The sequence below is a fragment of the Pedobacter sp. genome (genome assembly GCF_041645105.1).
Classification (GTDB): Bacteria; Bacteroidota; Bacteroidia; order Sphingobacteriales; family Sphingobacteriaceae; genus Pedobacter.
Map to the genome: position 1 here is coordinate 652,630 of NZ_JBAZQQ010000001.1, position 18,692 is coordinate 671,321.

Genomic DNA, 18,692 nt, shown 5'->3' on the forward strand with positions numbered 1-18,692 from the left:
ACTTATTTCCAAAACCATGAGTGCTTTCGATTATAAAAAGGCCTTGACAGATATTCCCCATAAACCGGGTGTTTACCAGTACTGGGATCTGGAAGATTCACTTATTTATATTGGTAAAGCCAAGGATTTAAGGAACAGAGTTGGCTCCTATTTCAATAAGGATAACCAGATGAACGGTAAAACCAGGGTGCTGGTTTCAAAAATCCGTAAAATCACCTTTACCATTGTTGATACGGAAATTGATGCCTGGCTATTGGAAAACAGCCTGATCAAGAAACATCAGCCCCGGTATAATATTATGCTCAAAGATGACAAGACCTATCCATGGATTATCATCAAAAAAGAGCCTTTCCCAAGGTTGTACTGGACAAGAAAAATGATCAAAGATGGCTCAACCTATTTTGGCCCTTACGCTTCGGTAGGTATGATGCATACTATTCTCGACCTGATCAAGGAAACCTATCCCCTGCGGACCTGTAACCTGCCACTTACACCTAAAAATATAGATGATGGCAAATTCAAGGTCTGTCTGGAATATCAGATCGGTAATTGTAAAGGACCTTGTCAGGCTTACCAATCGGCTCCGGATTACGATTCGAACATCGAAGAGATTAAAGATATCCTGAACGGTAAAATTGGCAATGTAATCAGAGATGTGAAGCAGGTTATTAAAACTGCTGCAACAGATCTGAACTTTGAACTTGCGCACCAATATCAGCGCAAATTGCAGGTACTTGAGAAGTACCAAAGTAAATCGACTGTCGTAAATAGTGCCATTACCAATATTGATGTAGTAAGCATTGCCTCTGATGAACGATATGCTTTCGTAAATTACCTGAAAGTAATGAATGGCAGTATCATTCAAACACAGACTATCGAGATTAAAAAGCGATTGGATGAAACTGATGAAGAGCTGTTAACTATTGCTATGGCCGAATTCCGCACCAGATTTAACAGTACCTCAAAAGAAGTCATCGTACCTTTTGACATTGTACTTGAAGATGAAAATCTAAAATTTACAGTTCCAAAACTCGGTGAAAAGAAGAAATTACTGGAGCTTTCACAGAAAAACGTTTTGTTCTTTAAAAAGGAGAAGCTCAATCAATATGAAAAGTTAAATCCTGATTTGCGTACAGACCGGATTCTGACACAAATGCAGAAAGATCTTAGTTTAACGAAATTACCAAAACACATTGAGTGTTTTGACAACTCTAACTTCCAGGGAGCTTATCCAGTATCAGCTATCGTTGTATTTAGAGATGCAAAACCTTCTAAAAAAGACTACAGGTTTTTCAATGTAAAGACTGTTGAGGGCCCGAATGATTTCGCGACGATGGAAGAAGCTGTATACAGGCGATATAAGCGCATGCTAGAAGAAGAGGAGGCTTTGCCTCAACTGATCATTATTGATGGCGGCAAGGGCCAGTTATCCTCTGCTATGAACAGCTTAAAGAAACTAGGCATAGAGAAACGTGTAACGGTCATCGGTATAGCGAAAAGACTGGAAGAACTCTTCTTCCCTGGTGATCCTTATCCACTTTACCTGGATAAGAAGTCTGAAACCTTAAAAGTCATTCAGCAACTACGTGATGAAGCACATCGTTTTGGAATTACCGCTCACCGTAAAAAAAGAGATAAAGGAACACTCAAAACAGAACTTGAACAGATACCAGGAATAGGAAAAACCACTGCAGATAAGTTATTACAGCATTTCAAATCTGTAAAAAAGATTAAAGAAGCAACAGAAGCTGAATTGCAGAAAGTATTGAATAAAGCACAACTAAAAGCATTACAAGATTATTTTCTAGAGCATGGGTAAAAGGAAAACAGGACTGGACAACAGATGGGCCTGGAACTAAAAAATTGTTGCAAAAGCAAAAAGCCGGAATACAATTGTCAAACTGTATTCCGGCTTTCTTATTTTATATGAGCAGCTTTTACTCCTTGTTCAGAACTAATACTCCCACAAACTCTGTTCGTAGTCAGAAATAGATTTCTTAATCCTTTCCGATTCGTATAATTTTCTAGTGTCTTTAGGATCAGTTTGACCTAAAATATCAACTATATTTTTATTCGCCGGATTTGTTTCCTTAACAATATAACTAGAGAACAAACGTCTTACAAAGAAGTCATCAAAAGTAAGTTGTGAAGCATCATTAAGAGGGTTTGTTAATCTTTGTTTGCTTAACAGTTCTCTAGCATCATCAAAATAAATCCAGAATACGGGTTGCCAGTTACCTTCTACCATTTTCATTGGAGCAATACCAACAATCCTTGGCTCGAATATAGATCGCTTAACATCAAGGATCCAATCCTCTTTAATGCGATATTTCAAAAACTCGTCAGAGCGCAATCTTCTCAATGTTGGAGCGGCAACTTTACCTGTTACAGCATCAGCCTCACCTTCCACTACTCCTCTTGCACTTTGTAATGCCTGATTAGCAGTCAGGGCTATTTTAAACGAATCATTATCTTCCAGAATTTTACCTGCTGTAGTATCCTTCGGAGAGTAAGCTGTAAGCTCTTCATTAGAAATAGCTTCCAACAAGACATCTATCAATTTGGCATTTTCGGCCTTCAGGACAGAATTAATAGTGTCCCTTAAATCAAGCTCACGCCAAACCCTTTTCGAATAATAAACATCCTCTTCACGTACATCTGCAAAAGGCACCATCACATTGCTGTCTATATCCATTCTCACAGAAAACCCATCTTTTGGTGGAGTTTTTATCTTCACCTTGGCTTTTTTAACTGTATCAACAGGAACAGGCGTTGCTTCTTTAGGAGCAGTCTCTACAGCAGTTTTTACTGCAGGCTTAGCCGCCTGGTTTCTGCGTTGCGCAAAAGAAACTGAAACTGAGCACAAAAACAGGAATAAAACTGTATATAAAACCTTTTTCATCATCTCTTCTATTTAGCAATAAATGTTATTCCATCTAAAACCTTTTGTCTACCATCAGGCCCTTCACAAACTATATCCTTAAAGATGATCGTAGCCCCTGGCTTAAGAGAGTTTAGCGCACCTTTAACTTGTCCACCGAAACCGCCACCACTGTTTAAAATAGTAACTGCATCAGAACGCGGATTGATAAATGTAGCTGAAAATCTGATCACTTTAAACTTAACATCAAAAACAAAATCTTCCAGTTGAGTATCTATAGAACCTGCACCTTCAATCCATTCTAAAGGAACATTACCACCAGATTTACCTTTAACATTTGCTCTTGGTATAGGCAATGCTTTAACTCTAAACTGCTGTGTACCTAAGTTTAGGGATTTTCCGCCATTACTCGCAGAGACATTAATACTCAAAGTTTTTCCAATCTGGTCACCACCCACGTTTACAGAATAGTGCCCGCTACCAACTTTCGACATAGAGCCTCCAGAGATGCTTGCATTTACACTTTCCAATGGAAATCCTGCTGCCGAAACAGAGAATGGATTTGGAATACCTGCATAAATTACGTTCATTTTATCTGAAGACACCGTTGCCGATGGTTTTGCTACCTGGTAACTTTGTTCTGCCGTAGGATACTCTTTTACAGTGCCATCAGTTTGTTTAACCCGGATTACACCTTTCCATTTAAAAACTCCAACACCTGAAGTACTACCAGTATAAGTTCCTTTGCCATCTTTAACAGCAAGGCCATTTCCACCTACAAAGATTTCAGGAGTAGAGCGGCTATCACTAGCTGTTAAAAATACCTGAGCTGTATAGGGTTGTCCCTGTATCACGTATGAACTAGGTGCTACAGCAACTGCTTCAAACTGATCTAGATTAACCAATGCTTTATCCATGTTACCAAATAGTTTTTTAACTACTTCTGCTTCTGCATTTTTAACATCTGATTGGATCTTCGTTAAGGTTGTATTAGCAGCTGTAAGCGGCATGCCCTCACCGAAATTAATATCTTCCCATTTTTTATTCCCATTTATACTCTTTTTAGCATCTAATGCTTCCAATGTAAATGTAATATGTTCACGATCCTCTTTATCCAGCAAATTGATAAGATTTTGTCTGGTTTCATTGATCTTAGCTTTAAGTTTAGCACCTTCTTTATCATTGATCATGATACCCTGAGCGATGTCAAGGTTCGATCTTTCTACAAGATCGCCAGTTTCCTCATCAATACCACCACCTGCTTCTTTGAATTTTTCCTTAAGTTTTTCAACATAATTATTCAGTTCATCAGCATAAGCTTTTGCTTTCTGTGCTTTTTCCCAGATAGGTTGCGCCCTTGCCGGTTCATCTTTTAATTTTGTATTCTGAAACGATGCGAACAACTGATCAATGCTTGTACTAACGTTAGTTTTAGAACTAACTAAACTATCGTTAAAATTCTTAAAAGCATTTAATATAGTATCTGAAACGTTTAAGGCAAGCATAGCTAACAATACCAAATACATGATATTGATCATCTTCTGCCTAGTTGATTGTTTTCCTCCGGCCATTTTATAATTAGGTCTGTTTGGTTAAATAATAACTAATTGATTACTAATTATACACGTGGCTGATTCATAGCAGACAGCATATTGCCATAAATCGCGTTTAGTGAAGATAAGTTTTTAGCCAGTTTACCAACTTCGTCTTTAAATTGTTTCGAATCTTCCATAGACTCGCTGAAGTTGTTCATCGTTAATGACAAGTTCTGATAGAACTTATTCATTGATTTCAAGTGAGCACTTGAATCCTGTAATTCCAACTCATATACCGCATTTAACGCCGAAAGATTTTTAGCTAATGCATTTACCTGATCATGATATGCCGTTGCACCAACATTGCTTTCGCCCATTTCTGCTAATTGAGAAGTTGCCTTTTCAAAAGCACCACTTAAAGCATCAAATTTCGAAGAAGCTGTTTTTACTTTATCAGTAAATTCGTTTGTAGCAGTCGAAGCATCAGCAACATTAGATATTGTAGCTACTTTATCACCAAAAGTACGCAAACCATTACCCAGGCTTTCGATCAATTCAGGACCGATCTTAGCATCTGTTAACATTTTATCCAAAGCAGCAGTCGAAGAAAAACCTGTTGCAGCAGCAACTGGTCTTGCTGAAGCCTTAGGCAGTTCGCCATCAAAATCATCCCTTAATTCAGGATAAACTCTTTCCCATGCTGGCTCTGGTTCAGGTTGAATAAACCCAGTAAGCGCAAAGAGAACAGCTTCTACTCCCAGCCCGATACCAATCATATAGTTACCCCAAACACCACCAAGGTGAAGGATCTTGAAAAGTGCACCAAGTATTACTACACTGGCACCAAGCGATATTGCCAGGTGCATCTTATCAAATTTTTTGTTTGCAGCCATTTTCTTCGTTAATAAGGATTAGATTATATTTTTTTAGTTTTTAGTTTCTATAGTTGATATCAGTACCAGGATATGAGCTAACACATCTGAAACCAATATATGATCTCGCCTGATCCTGATATTCGTAAGTACCAACAGAGTTTTGAAGGAAAAAGCCAATGTCTTTCCACGAACCACCTCTCACTACTTTACGTTTCATGTATTTACTATCGCCAGCTTTAGCCACATAAGTAAAGTTAGGGTTAAAGTCTAGCAACATAGGAGCTGCCGATTGATTGTAAGCTGTTATTGTCCATTCCGCAACGTTTCCAGCCATATTATACAATCCATAATCATTAGGAAAATAAGATCTTACATTAACCGTATACAAACCACCATCATCAGAGTAATTTCCGCGACCAACCTTAAAGTTCGCCTGCATACAACCTTTTGTATTACGTACATACGGACCACCCCACGGATACTTTGTTTTTACGTTACCACCTCTCGCTGCATATTCGAACTGTGCATCACTTGGCAATTGATACTCAGGTCTTGAATTTGCTGGCAATTTTCTTGATTGCGCTACTGATTCATAGAAACGTGTACGCCAAACGCAAAAAGCACTTGCCTGTTCCCATGTAACCCCAACAACAGGATAATCATCATATGAAGGGTGATTAAAATAAGTTTTCACCATCGGATCATTCTGAGAATATGAATAATCTACTTTCCATACCAATGTATCCGGATATACTGCTACTGAAGGATGGTGATTTGGATTTGATGGGTCTGGATTATCTGTATAAGTGATGATAAAATCCTGTCTCTTTTTTGACGGGTCTTTTCTACCCTCCAAAGCAAGATCAGTACTTACATAACTATAAGCATATTTAAGTTTCCTGATGTCAATTTCATTTCTACCTGGTAAAGCATCGGCTCCGGAATAATACATATCCCCAAGTTTGTCACCCATACCACCTTTCTTTTTACTCCAAAGTAAAGAGCCATTCCCAACCTTTTTCCAGTCAATATTTCTGTTTGCGCCTAAAGCATCCGCACCATCAGCACCTTTTGGAGCTTGTATAAAGAAACCTGGTGCAGTTGTTGGGCCTAATGTAGTAACGGCGACAGAATCTCTAACCCAGTTTACAAACTGTCTGTATTCGGCATTTGAAATCTCGGTCTGGTCCATGAAAAAAGCACTGAATGATGTCATCCTGCTTGGAGAATTCTGTGTATTGTTAATATCCTCATCAGACATTCCAATTAATGTCCTGCCAGGTGGGATATATACCATACCCAAAGGAATCTTATTATTCCTGAATTTCTTATTATAAACACCTACCAGTTCACCCTGTCCCCCTTTTCCACAACTAGAAAATAATGCAGCAACAATAATAAACGCACCGAAGTATAAATTTCTCATATTAGCGTTAAGCAATTTTATAACAATTTTATCAATAATGATTGATATAAACAATTATTAAATGATAAAAATATGACCTAATGTTAGAAAAACAAGCACATAGCCAATTTTAAACACGCAAATATAACGCATTCGAAACTTATTAAACTATAATAAAAAGAAAAAAATTATTTGTTAGATTTCTTTATATAATTCTCAATTGCCATTATCATTGAAGGCGCCTCTGGTGAAGGAGCTGCAATATCAACAATAAGACCGGCATCAGTAACAGCTTTATGCGTACTTACACCAAATGCAGCAATACGTGTGTTGTTTTGTTTAAAGTCAGGAAAGTTTGTATACAAGGACTGTATACTTGATGGACTGAAGAAGGCGATAATATCATAAAACACCTCTGCAAGGTCAGATAAATCAGATACCACAGTTCTAAATAATACTGCTGGAGTTAAATCATATCCACTCTTTTGCAGGAAATTCATCGTAGCTTCAGTTGCTACATCTGAACATGGGTAAAGGAACTTTTCATCAGCATGTTTCTTTAACACTTCTGCTAAATCTGCTGCAGTTTGTTTACCGAAGAAAATTTTTCTCTTTCTATATTGAATGTATTTTTGCAGGTATAATGCTGTAGACTCAGAAATACAGAAATATTTTAAATCTGCAGGCACCTCATATCTCATTTCTTCACAGATTCTAAAAAAGTGATCCGCTGCATTTCTACTTGTAAAAACTACTGCTGTAAAATCACCTAAAGCAATTTTATCCTTTCTAAAATCTCTGGCGGGAACGCCTTCGACGTGGATAAACGATCTAAAATCAATTTTAAGGTTATATTTTTTTGCCAAATCAAAATATGGAGACTTTTCAGTTTCCGGCTTTGGCAAGGTCACCAATATACTTTTAACCTTACGTAACCTATCTTCTGTCTTTTCTTGCATTTTTATTTACCTAATTACAGCGTTATAGTCCTATTGCCTTGATTAATATTAATATAGGGCAGATTTCGAGGGCACAAAAGTACAAAAACAAATAGACTTTTGAAAACCTGTAATGAGATAAAATGTTAACTCCGGCTCTTATAAATTGAAAAACAAACACAATTATTAATAAAATAAAGGAAATAGCAATGTAGTAAGGTCCATACTTTAAAGGAGATAAGGCAAAAGCGATCACTAAAGGAATAAACATGAGCGCAATATTAAAATAACTTAAATATAATATGGAAACATACTCGTTTATGGGCTTTTGAATGTTAAAAAGGTAACCTAGCATTCGTAAAAAAACTATTTTAAGCACATAAAGGACGATAATAAGTACAGAAATACTTAAGTAAAAACGAAAACCACTGTCAGAAAATGACATGTGATAATATTGTGTCACCAGATAAAAGAACATTCCTATAGTGAAACCAAACTGTACAAACAGCATTAAAAATGGCCATGATGTAAAAAGGTTATCTTCTTTATTCAGGTTATTTAATATCCTGTTACTAAAAAAAGATTGCACAATGGTTTGTAATTGTTTAGAAAAAGAAACTTTTAATGAAGCAAACAATACCAATAGAAATACAATTATCCCCAAAACCCAAAGGTTCCCCTTTGGCACGGGCATCCCCGTTCGGTATTGACTAAATTTCTCTGAAGTTTTATAGTCTTTATAGCGATTAAATAGGTCAGAACGACCATATACCTTTGCCTTTAAAATACTATCAATAATGATGTTTTTATCTACTAAAGAATCAGGGAGAATCCATGTATGCGAAATGATGGAATCCGTTACGAACTTCTGTCTGGCTAAAAAAGCAGCGTCACGTGCTACTCTTTGATAATAACTTCTTTTTGCCAATGCGGCACTGTCTATTACAGGCAGAGGATTTACATTCTGAGCTTTTACACAGTTAAAACTCAACACAAAAAATAAGCAATAGACAAAAAAGGCCGGCTTTAAAATCATTGCTACAAACTTAGATAAAAATCGGCAATACTTGAAGTTAACCTATTCAGAAATCACCATTAATGGAACAGTAACTTTTGCGGCCACCTTATGGGTATGACTGCCATTAAAGATCATTTCAATAAAATTACGGGAACGATGTAACATCACCAACATATCAACCTGCTGATGACTACACATCTCGCATAAGCCATCATCCGCCTGATCATGTTCCATGGAAGTATAAAAAATAGGATGATTGGCCCCATTGGAAAGTTCTGTCAAAAATGCCTTCTCTATCGATTTTTTATTCTTAATCTCTCCTTTGTGTATATGCACAACCATAATAACAGCCTCCATTCTTTCTGCTATAGGAATCAAACTATAAACACTATCCAAATCTCTCTTATGATCTTTGTAATCTGTAGCAAAAGCTATTTTCTTCACCTCAGATAAAGGGGCATCTTTTGGAACAATTATCAATGGAGAGTTTAGGATCTCAATCATACTTTTACAATGGTTCTCTACTAAAAAACGACCAAAACCTGTCCTATGTGCTCCAATAACTACCATAGAGAATGTTTGCTGCTGTCGCAAATCAGAAACTACTTCCAAAAGCCCTCCTAGTGTTGCTAAACAATCAATTTGTGGATAAAACCCTGTATGATGATCCGAATCCTCCAAGCAGATTTTTAACTTTTTCAGCTCTTTAAGACTATCAGAAACAAGTGAACTGTTAGCTTCTAATGGCCATAAAACATTTGCTTTATCTGTTAAGTTAACAGCATTACATAATAATACATTAGTTTTTAAATGCTTTGCCAGATGATAACCATATTCAACTGCATGGTTACCAGTTTCAGAAAAATCAGTCAATAACAATAACGGACTCATAGTTTATCATTTAATATTCAGACAAATAACTTACACAAAGGTACCCATTTAAACAGGCCAAATTATGATATCAATCATACTATAGCCTGATTGATATCAGATAAAAGAATAAATTAGGAATATGAATTTTCCAAAAAAGATGGGAAGCTACGAGGCAACAGCATTTATGTTGGAGAGTTGGCTTGCATTTAAATCTAATTAGCCAACACTTCGTCCAGATTTTTCAAAAAAGACACCGCATTCTCAATATTGAATAACATAGGGGGTTTAATCTTTAAAACATTGTGTAATGGCCCATCTGTACTGATGAGGAAGCCACGGTTCCTCATTTGCTCTACAATCTGATCAATTTCAGGAACTGCCGGTTCCAGCGTTTGTCTATCAAGAACCAATTCGGCTCCCACAAATAAACCTTTGCCCCTTACATCGCCAATGATTTCATGCTTTTCCATCAGTTTTTTAAGCCCTCCAATAAGGTAATTACCCGTTACCGATGCACGTTCCTGCAAGTTTTCCTGCTCAATTACCTCCATCACAGCTATTCCAGTTTCCATAGACACTGGATTACCACCATAGGTATTAAAATACTCCATACCGTTATTAAATGCCGCAGCCACTTCTTCTGTCAGCACCACCGCAGCGAGCGGATGGCCATTACCAATTGGCTTTCCAAGCACGACAATATCCGGTTCAACATCTTGAAGTTCAAACCCCCAGAACTGCTCTCCTACTCTTCCAAAACCCACCTGTACCTCGTCGGCAATACACAAGCCACCAGCTTCCCGCACATGTTGGTACACCGCTTTAAGGTAACCATCTGGCAAAGGAATCTGTCCGCCAACCCCTAGCAATGTCTCACAAATAAAAGCAGCAATACCGGTTCCTTTATCTGCAAGTGTTTTAATGGTTTCCGCAATATCTGCTGCATATTTTTCTCCAGCCTGCTCATCTCCATAACGGTAATTTCCACGGTATAGATCTGGGTTCATCCCCTTATGAATATAGGACTGCTGCCCTGCACCACCTGGACCATCAAACTTATATGGACTCATCTCTATAGCAACTGTAGAAGTCCCATGATAGGCGTGATCCAAAACAATAATATCTTTTTGTTTAGTAAAATGTCTGCTGATCCGAATCGCCAGATCATTCGCCTCACTTCCTGAATTACAGAAATAACAAACCTTTAATTTAGGGGGTAAGCTAGCAGTAATCATTCTGGCATAATTGACTAGGCTATCGTGTAAATATCTGGTATTGGTATTCAGTTTTGCGATTTGCTTTTGCATAGCCCTAACTACTACCGGGTGACAATGGCCTACATGACTTACATTGTTGACACAATCGATATAGGTATCTCCTTTATCATCGTACAAATACTGCAAAGCACCTTTAACAATTTTTAATTTCTTTTGATAACTGATGCTCAGGTTTGCACCGACCAGTTCTTTTCTATCTTTGATTAATGCAAGATCATCAGCTTCACTTCCCAATATTGAAGCATAACCACAAGACTGATTAAATGCTTCATTAGCCTTTAATGGGCTGATCTTGATCCATTGATATAAAAGTACCCAGGCATCATGCTCAGATACGAAATGATGGGTATTATTACTTTCAGTCCTCTGTTTAGCAGAGGTGACCACACTTTTACAAAGACGTGCAGCAATCAGATAATACAAAACAGAAAGTTCAGTTTCCGTTATGGGATATACCCTGTGATAGCTTTTTAATAAGGCCACAGCATTTCCCAGTGGTGTCTCACTTTTAAACATTGCATAAGTACAAGCTATTGCCACGTTATTGATGAGTTCAGATTCCACCATATCACCAAAATCGATGATACCACATACCTTACCATCCTTTACCAGTACATTGTAGTCGTTGGCATCGTTATGGATGACCGCCTTTCTTAACAAATGACGCAAAGGCAATACTTCCATCTCATATTGCAATAGAAAATAATCGGCTATGGTTCTTTTTTCATGGTCGATAATATGGTGCAGATCCGTTTTGCAATTTAATACCTGAGCCAAATCCCATTCGTTAAAGCGATAAGCTGCAGGATGAGAAAAGTCTTTAAGATGCGCATCCATTGTAGCCAGTAAAGTTCCGAGGCTTTCAAAAACAGATACAGGAGTATGAGCTAAGTCGCCCATAAAAGTCCCTTCAAGAAAAGACAGTACCCGGAGACATACAGTTGTATCTTCTGAATAGATAAGGGTAAGGCTATTTCCTGCCACATTAAAGATAACCTCTGGGATAGTGATTTTTTCGTCTTTACGGAATAAATGCTCCATCGCCCTGAGCTGTGCATCTATAAAGGAAGGGTCAGTAGCATCTGCAGTTACTTTGGCAATAAACTTTCGGCCTGAGCTATCCTTAAAAAGAAAGTTCTGGTCTTCATAGCCTTGTATTTTTTCAATAGACGACACCGCTATTGCATAGTATTTATGGAGTAGTTCTTGTGTATATTCTTCGGAAATTATCATAAATCATTCTCTTTTATCAGCATTAATAAGTGTGCGGCCGACCAGCTGAAGTTCCTGGCATTTAACCCTTTTCCGCTAACCGGGTGATAGTTTTCACGGATGGGAGACTGTCCGGATAAACCTTCTGCATTTTGTAACAGCTTGTTTAAAAAATCATCAGCTTCTTTATGATAGCCATATTTATGCAGACCATTTATACCAAAATATACCTGATCCAACCAAACTGGCCCTCTCCAATAACCTTTAGTCGGGTCAAACTTTATATGGTCTGCAGTTAACGTAGGCAGCGGCACTTTGGTATTAAACTTACTCTTATTTTGCATAATGAGCAAAATTGATTTAGCCTGTTTAGGACTAGATAAGCCAGCCCAAAGCGGTACCCAACCCTCAGGCCCCTCTGCTGTAATCCACTCTCCACTAATTAATCTATCGTAATAATACCCTTTTTCTATGTGGTAAAACCGCGCATTAATCTGCTTTGAGAGGTGCTTTCGTTGGCCGAGCCACTGTTTTGACTCCAGATGTAATCCTAACACCTCTGCAATCTTAGCCAGATATTCCTTTTCGGCATACAAATAGGCATTCAGATCTATAGATTCCTGATCCAAGGACCATGCGTAATCGTTGTTCTTAAAAAGTTTGGCTTGATCAAAACGGACTGCGTTATCCATTCCACTTTCCCATGCTGCTGCAATTCTGGTTCCATCAGTTGCGCCGTATTCACATAAACCATTTTTATCATGGTCCCGGTTTTTATACCACCAGTTATGGTAGATCACCAGCTTAGGGTAAATGCTTTTTAGAAAATTTAGATCATGAGACTGCTCATAAACTTTCCAAACACCCCATGCAGCAAGAGGAGGTTTGGTATCACGCCAGTTATTTTCCTTTTTATCAGTATAAATGCAGTCGGCAACCATTCCATGTTCATCCTGGTAATCGAACATAGAAAGAATATTACTCTTTGCCAGCTCAGGATTAAAATAACTGATTCCTACAGCCTGTTTCCAGCTGTCCCAACTCCAGAATCCATAAAAACCTTGATAATTGAGTGATGGAAATACTCCATCATGTAATAGATCTTTTGCCTTACTTCTCCAATTGCTGATTAGTGTAATGATAGATTTCACTGCAATTTTCCTTTGCACAGCGTCTTTCAACAAACCATCTGTTTTATTAAAATAGCTATTTAAATAACCATCCCATCGCTTTTCATTAGCATGAAGTAATGACTCAAAATCAATTGACTCTGCTTTTATCATTGTCTTTCCCTCTAAATCGTAACGTTCTTTCCTGTTAATAGAATAGCTTTTTCCTGCTTTTAAACTAAATACAGGTTTTTTGATCAGATAACTGTCCTTATTCAATTCAAAATTGAGCTGCTCATTACTCTGAAAAAGAATCTGAAAACAATGTTGATTAAAATCTATATTCAGACAGTTATTTTCCTGCTTCAGTTTCGCATTTTTTAACAATATACCCCCTGTCCAAACCAATTGCAATTGCTTTGTCTGATTTGAAAGGTTTGTAATTGTCGTATTAACCATTGCTTCACGGTTTGATATAAAGATCAACTGCAACCTGATGTTTATATCATCAATTTTTAGCTGCTGTTCCAATAAGCCAGGGTAATAATGAATAGAGGCACTCGCCTTACTAAGGTCGACCATTTTGCCTGACTCATAAACAGAAAGCTTTGCAGTAGCATTTGCAAGCCACTGTCCACTTAAGTCCATCACCATTGGGCCTATGAAGGCACCATAATCTAAATGATCTGAGGGCAAGGTATAAGCGTGCCAGGCTCCAAGATCAGAAAACACATTTGTTTCAATGGCAGATGGATGTTTTACCTGATATGCCAGTTTTAAAATATCTGGAAATTCCCTTCTCGAAATTTGTCCAAAAACACTAGTCAGTGTTAAGCTAAATAAGCATAGGATACCATACTTCATGCTATTTTATTATCTTCTTGGTTATTACTTCCTGTTTAAATATGGGACGCAGAATAAAAGAATATTGATAATCCTGATATGGAAGGCGATATTGCGGATGTGTCTGCGCACCCCAACTGTTATCGCCACCAACTCCCATTTGCTGCAAGTCTATGTTCCACCATATCATATCCTCGTTGACCATCGATCCCCCATGAATATTTTCCTTTGCATGCCTATCAAAGTCAAGGTTTTTCATATCAAAGTGCAGTATACCTGTGCTTAGTTTTGACTGCGCAATAGCAATTAGACCAGAGCCCTGTTTATTTCTCAATGCGACCCAGCGAACATCAGTACGATAACCACTTTCTTGAGCCCGGGGATAAGGGTAAAACAATTTGGCGGCCTTCATTTGATATAGGTCTACATCTGCTGCATAATTACGGTCATTGTAATTATCAAAAGGACCACGCCCCAGCCATGCCGCTTCGTCATATTCAGCATTAAGGACAATTCTCATTCCAATTCTTTGTGGTTCAGGATGCTTCTCCTTTCCTGTTTTTAATCGGTAACTGATCTCTACATCTCCACTTTCTTTAACAAGGTAACTCATGTTACATATTGCATCAACTGTTGGGAGGATATACGAGGCTTCGACAAGATAACCAGCAGCGGTATTGTTATATTTAAATGACTTCAACGTAGATTTCTCGAAAGCATGTTGCCATACAGCACTTCTGATTTGCAAGCTGTTACCAATATCATTGTCTGTAGCCGCACGCCAGAAATGAGGTACCAGTGCCTTTTGAACAAGCTCCTTACCCTCAATCTGGTAGCTATCCATCAATCCAGTGTGCGGATTAAACCCAACAGCAAAGTCTTTACTTTTAAACTGAACCTGGTTGGCAATTTTTCTTAGTTCTAACTTTGCGTATGGCGATTTTGCACCTTTTATTGCTTCATTTACGGTAAGGTGTGGAAGTTCGAATTGTTCCTTAGCAATCACAAAACACTGGGCCAGCAATGCTGTTTCTTTTTTAGTTTGAAACTCCAGGCTCATAAAATATTCAATTCCGGGCCGGGGACTAAAAGAAGACACGTCTAAACTAATATCCATTTCTTTTCCAGGTAATAGCGAAAGTTCATTCAGCTCCCCTTTTGCCACAATTTCAGCATTTCCTTTTATGGTCCAATACAATTTGTACTCCGAAAGATCTGTAAAATCAAATCTATTTTTCAGTTTAAAAAGATACTTCTTTAAATCAATAACTTCAAAAGCTACATTCTGATAAACTTTTTGTAATTCATATGCCTGAGGGTGAAAACTACGATCAGCGGCTAGCAATCCATCAGCGCAGAAGCTGGTATCGCTAGTCAGGCCTACGATTCCCATGTCTCTGCCAAAACCCCAGATTTCATTTCCCTTTTTATCTTTGATCGCAAAAGTCTGGTCAGAAAAATCCCAGATGAAACCACCTTGCAGCTGTGGGTACTTATAAATCAGATCCCAGTCGTCTTTCAGATTACCTCCGCTATTACCCATCATGTGTGCATATTCGCATTGAATAAGTGGTCGATTGCGCCATACTTTCACATAATTTCCCATAACAGTGATTGATTTATACATAGGGCAATAGATATCAGAATATTGCTCCTCCTTAGCTGCCTCATACTGCACTGGCCTACTCTTATCTCTAGCTTTTAACCAGGTATAACATGCTTTCAGATTATCACCGAAACCACTTTCATTACCAGTAGACCAGGTGATAATACTTGTGAAGTTTTTATCCCGTTCATACATCCGCTGCACTCGGTCCAGATAAGCATTTTTCCATTCCGGCTTATCCGACAAAGTTGCTTGTGGTGTAAAACTCATCCCATCACATTCAATATTTGCTTCATCTACTACATAAAGACCGTATTGATCACATAAAGAATACCAACGTTCTGAGTTGGGATAATGGCTCGTGCGTACTGCATTTATATTCAACTCTTTCATCAAACGAATATCTTGTAACATATCAGCTTCAGTGATCACTTTTCCTGTTATCATGTTATGTTCATGCCTGTTTACTCCTTTTATTTTAATCGCCACACCGTTTACAAGAAACAGTCCGCCTTTAACTTCTATAGTCCTAAAGCCCATTGGGTGGATGATCGTTTCGATGATATTATTTTTCTGATCCAGATGTGTGATGCTGAGTTGATACAGATTGGGATGTTCAGCATTCCATGCTTTAACATCCGGAATTTCTGTCTTAAAATAAAGTCTTTGATCATTTTTTACCTGCCTACTGGATTGATAAACCACCTTTCCTGAATTATCGCTAAGCTGCACTTTTATCGATCCCCGATCCGCTTTATATTTTGGAATTCTATTGAACACTGCTTGCAATTCAAACAATCCATTTTTATAAGTTCCATCCAGGTTACCTTGCACTTTAAAATCCGCCAGATGAAAATCCGGCCTGGCAATCAGGTATACGCTACGCTCAATACCGCTCAACTTCCACATATCCTGCCCCTCCAGATAAGTTGCATCACTAAAACGAAACACCTGAACAGACACGGTATTGTGGCCAACTTTTAATGCTTTTGTAATATCGAATTCAGAAGGGGTTTTACTGTCTTTACTAAAACCTATATATTGTCCGTTAATCCATAGATAAAAAAAAGAATTAACAGCACCAAGGTGCAAAAATATCTGTTTCCCCATCCAAGATCGGTCGATTACAAAATCCCGTTGATATGAGCCAACCGGATTATAATCCTGAGGGACGAAGGGCGGGTTGACAGGAATCGGATATTCTACATCCGTAAAAATATATTTATCAAACCCTTCTGTTTGCCAATTTGCCGGCACTTTTATTTGTGCCCAATCTTTTGTTTGTGCAGTATTTTTAAAAAAATCTAACGACCTCAACGAGGGGTTCTGTACAATTTTGAAACGCCAAGTTCCATCCAGAGACATCTTAGCCGCCTCCTGGGGAATAAAATAAGCATGTGCCGGAGCAGTATTGAACGAGGGCTTTTCAGGATTTTCCCAATCATTTTGCTGTGCAGTTAAAACCTGAGGAGCAAATAAAAAAAAACAGATCAGCGTTCGGAAATTTCTATAAAAATTCATCAGCAAATGATAATAGAGGCTGTATCAAAAATTCAGTATGCAAACCGAATTAATGACACAACCTGGGTACGAGAATAATTAATTTGCTTGTGGGTTGTTACTAACTTCCTTAAGCGGAGTTGGATAAAAAGCTTTATCGGCTGTAAACTTACGCCCGGCAGCCTGCATTGCCTGCCCTAATATTCCCCAACGTCTTATATCGTAAAAGCGGCTTCCTTCAAGTGTAAACTCCATTATTCTTTCATGGACAATCTGATCAAATACAGCTTGTTTATTTCCACCTGCTCCATCTGGTAGTCCTGCTCTGTTACGCACTTCGTTAACATAGATCATTGCATCAGCGCTTCCCTGCTCGTTCAATACTTCGGCATACATTAATAGCACATCTGCATATCGCATTAGAGGGAAGTTTATCGCATTAGACATACCTATACGGTCAGGCGTGGCCGGAATCCATTTTCTAAATGCAATTGTTTGAGAACCTACACCGAAAACTTCATTATAAGTACTTCCATAAACTTGTGGACTTGCCGGGTTGTTAAAATAAGGATCATTGAAGTAAATGCTTTGATAAACCCGTTTATCATAAGTACCATTAGCAATTTTACCTTCTTTTAGCAATTCTGTAAGCAAACGCGACGTTCCATAGATTTCTCCATATCCACCCAGCTCAGATGCAGCAACCCAATCACTTAGATAGGAACGGTAAACTGCGCCACTGGTTGCATCAGCTGTTTGCTGCAGTTCAAAAACAGACTCGATGCTATTTTTTGTAACCCCGTTAAACATATTTCCAAAATCAGGGTCCAACTTGTATTCTTTTGAAATGATGACCTTATTTAACCAGTTCTTCGCTTCAGTATAATAGCTAACCGCTCCCGTTTTATCCTCACCAGCACGATACAGATATACCTTTCCTAAATAACCCTGAACTGCACCTTTGGTTACGCGACCAAGCTCAGATGATGCGCGTTCAGACCTTAAAGAAAGATCAGGTTCAGCCTCTTTCAAGTCTTTTAATATAAATTCATATACATCAGCACGTGAAGAAAATGGCTTAGCAAGATCTGCATCTGAGGTAGGAACCTTATCCCTGATAATGACATTATTAAAGTTGTTCAGCAATTTAAAATGATAATAAGCCCTTAAGAATTTAGCTTCAGCAATGATTTGCTTTTTGCTCATATCATCTATTGCTGAATTACTCATTTTGCCGACATTCTCAATTACTTGATTCGAGAAATTAATGCCTTTATAATTCTCTCTCCAAAGTAAATCAATTGCATAATTCCCTGATGTAAAACTGAAATTATAATGCTCTGTCCACCATGGATAATTAAATGCATCTGCTCCGGGAACAATATAATCTTCCCTATAAAATTCACGTACTGAACGTGCTTCAACATAATTATCCCAGCCAACAAAGCCCTCGAGCTGCGAATAAGCTGCGGCTAGTCCTGAAAGAGCACGATCTTTATTGGTCCAAAAATTATCAACAGTTAACTGATCCGGAACCTGCTGGTCCAGCTCACTTTTTTTGCATCCTGTTATTGCAAACAATATGATGCATATTCCTATATATAGTTTATTAGATTTCAT

The 18,692-nt window shown here is 38.0% G+C and carries 12 protein-coding genes; 1 reads left to right on the forward strand and 11 read right to left on the reverse strand.

The genetic code is table 11. The features are described 5' to 3' along the window. The first annotated feature begins 16 nt into the window (after positions 1 to 16). Positions 17 to 1,819, forward strand: a complete 1,803-nt coding sequence (gene uvrC, locus WC623_RS02765; RefSeq protein WP_372847982.1) for an excinuclease ABC subunit UvrC — start codon at positions 17 to 19, stop codon at positions 1,817 to 1,819. 135 nt (positions 1,820 to 1,954) lie between these two features. On the opposite strand, the gene gldN is transcribed toward uvrC, so the two are convergent. The 11 genes from gldN to WC623_RS02820 all read right to left on the reverse strand — a co-directional run bounded on the left by gldN (position 1,955) and on the right by WC623_RS02820 (position 18,692). After that, positions 1,955 to 2,905: a gliding motility protein GldN gene (gene gldN, locus WC623_RS02770; RefSeq protein WP_372847983.1), complete on the reverse strand. Its 951-nt coding sequence runs from the start codon at positions 2,903 to 2,905 to the stop codon at positions 1,955 to 1,957. A gap of 5 nt (positions 2,906 to 2,910) precedes the next feature. After that, the gene (gene gldM, locus WC623_RS02775; protein ID WP_372847984.1) at positions 2,911 to 4,452 is read right to left on the reverse strand and encodes a gliding motility protein GldM; all 1,542 of its coding nucleotides are present in this window, start codon (positions 4,450 to 4,452) and stop codon (positions 2,911 to 2,913) included. Positions 4,453 to 4,499: 47 nt separating this feature from the next. Next, positions 4,500 to 5,309 carry a gliding motility protein GldL gene (gene gldL / locus WC623_RS02780; protein WP_372847985.1) on the reverse strand — a complete coding sequence of 270 codons (810 nt, stop codon included), beginning with the start codon at positions 5,307 to 5,309 and terminating at the stop codon, positions 4,500 to 4,502. A gap of 40 nt (positions 5,310 to 5,349) precedes the next feature. Continuing rightward, positions 5,350 to 6,717, reverse strand: coding sequence for an SUMF1/EgtB/PvdO family nonheme iron enzyme (locus tag WC623_RS02785; protein WP_372847986.1), 1,368 nt, complete (start codon positions 6,715 to 6,717; stop codon positions 5,350 to 5,352). Positions 6,718 to 6,884: 167 nt separating this feature from the next. After that, positions 6,885 to 7,655, reverse strand: coding sequence for a uroporphyrinogen-III synthase (locus WC623_RS02790; protein WP_372847987.1), 771 nt, complete (start codon positions 7,653 to 7,655; stop codon positions 6,885 to 6,887). Between the two features lie 22 nt (positions 7,656 to 7,677). Further along, a complete protein-coding gene (locus WC623_RS02795; RefSeq protein WP_372847988.1) occupies positions 7,678 to 8,670 on the reverse strand; it encodes a DUF4271 domain-containing protein in 993 nt (330 codons plus the stop codon). A 42-nt stretch (positions 8,671 to 8,712) separates the two neighbouring features. Continuing rightward, on the reverse strand, positions 8,713 to 9,543 hold the full coding sequence (locus WC623_RS02800; protein WP_372847989.1) for a universal stress protein: 831 nt from the start codon (positions 9,541 to 9,543) through the stop codon (positions 8,713 to 8,715). A gap of 194 nt (positions 9,544 to 9,737) precedes the next feature. Then, positions 9,738 to 12,035 (reverse strand): aminotransferase class III-fold pyridoxal phosphate-dependent enzyme, encoded by a 2,298-nt coding sequence (locus WC623_RS02805; protein WP_372847990.1) that lies wholly within the window; start codon positions 12,033 to 12,035, stop codon positions 9,738 to 9,740. Next, positions 12,032 to 13,987, reverse strand: a complete 1,956-nt coding sequence (locus tag WC623_RS02810) for a trehalase family glycosidase (RefSeq protein WP_372847991.1) — start codon at positions 13,985 to 13,987, stop codon at positions 12,032 to 12,034. The genes WC623_RS02805 and WC623_RS02810 overlap by 4 nt, the downstream gene beginning before the upstream one ends. A gap of 1 nt (position 13,988) precedes the next feature. Next, complete coding sequence (locus tag WC623_RS02815) at positions 13,989 to 17,093, reverse strand: glycoside hydrolase family 2 TIM barrel-domain containing protein (RefSeq protein ID WP_372847992.1); 3,105 nt, start codon at positions 17,091 to 17,093, stop codon at positions 13,989 to 13,991. Between the two features lie 78 nt (positions 17,094 to 17,171). Next, positions 17,172 to 18,692 (reverse strand): RagB/SusD family nutrient uptake outer membrane protein, encoded by a 1,521-nt coding sequence (locus tag WC623_RS02820; protein ID WP_372847993.1) that lies wholly within the window; start codon positions 18,690 to 18,692, stop codon positions 17,172 to 17,174.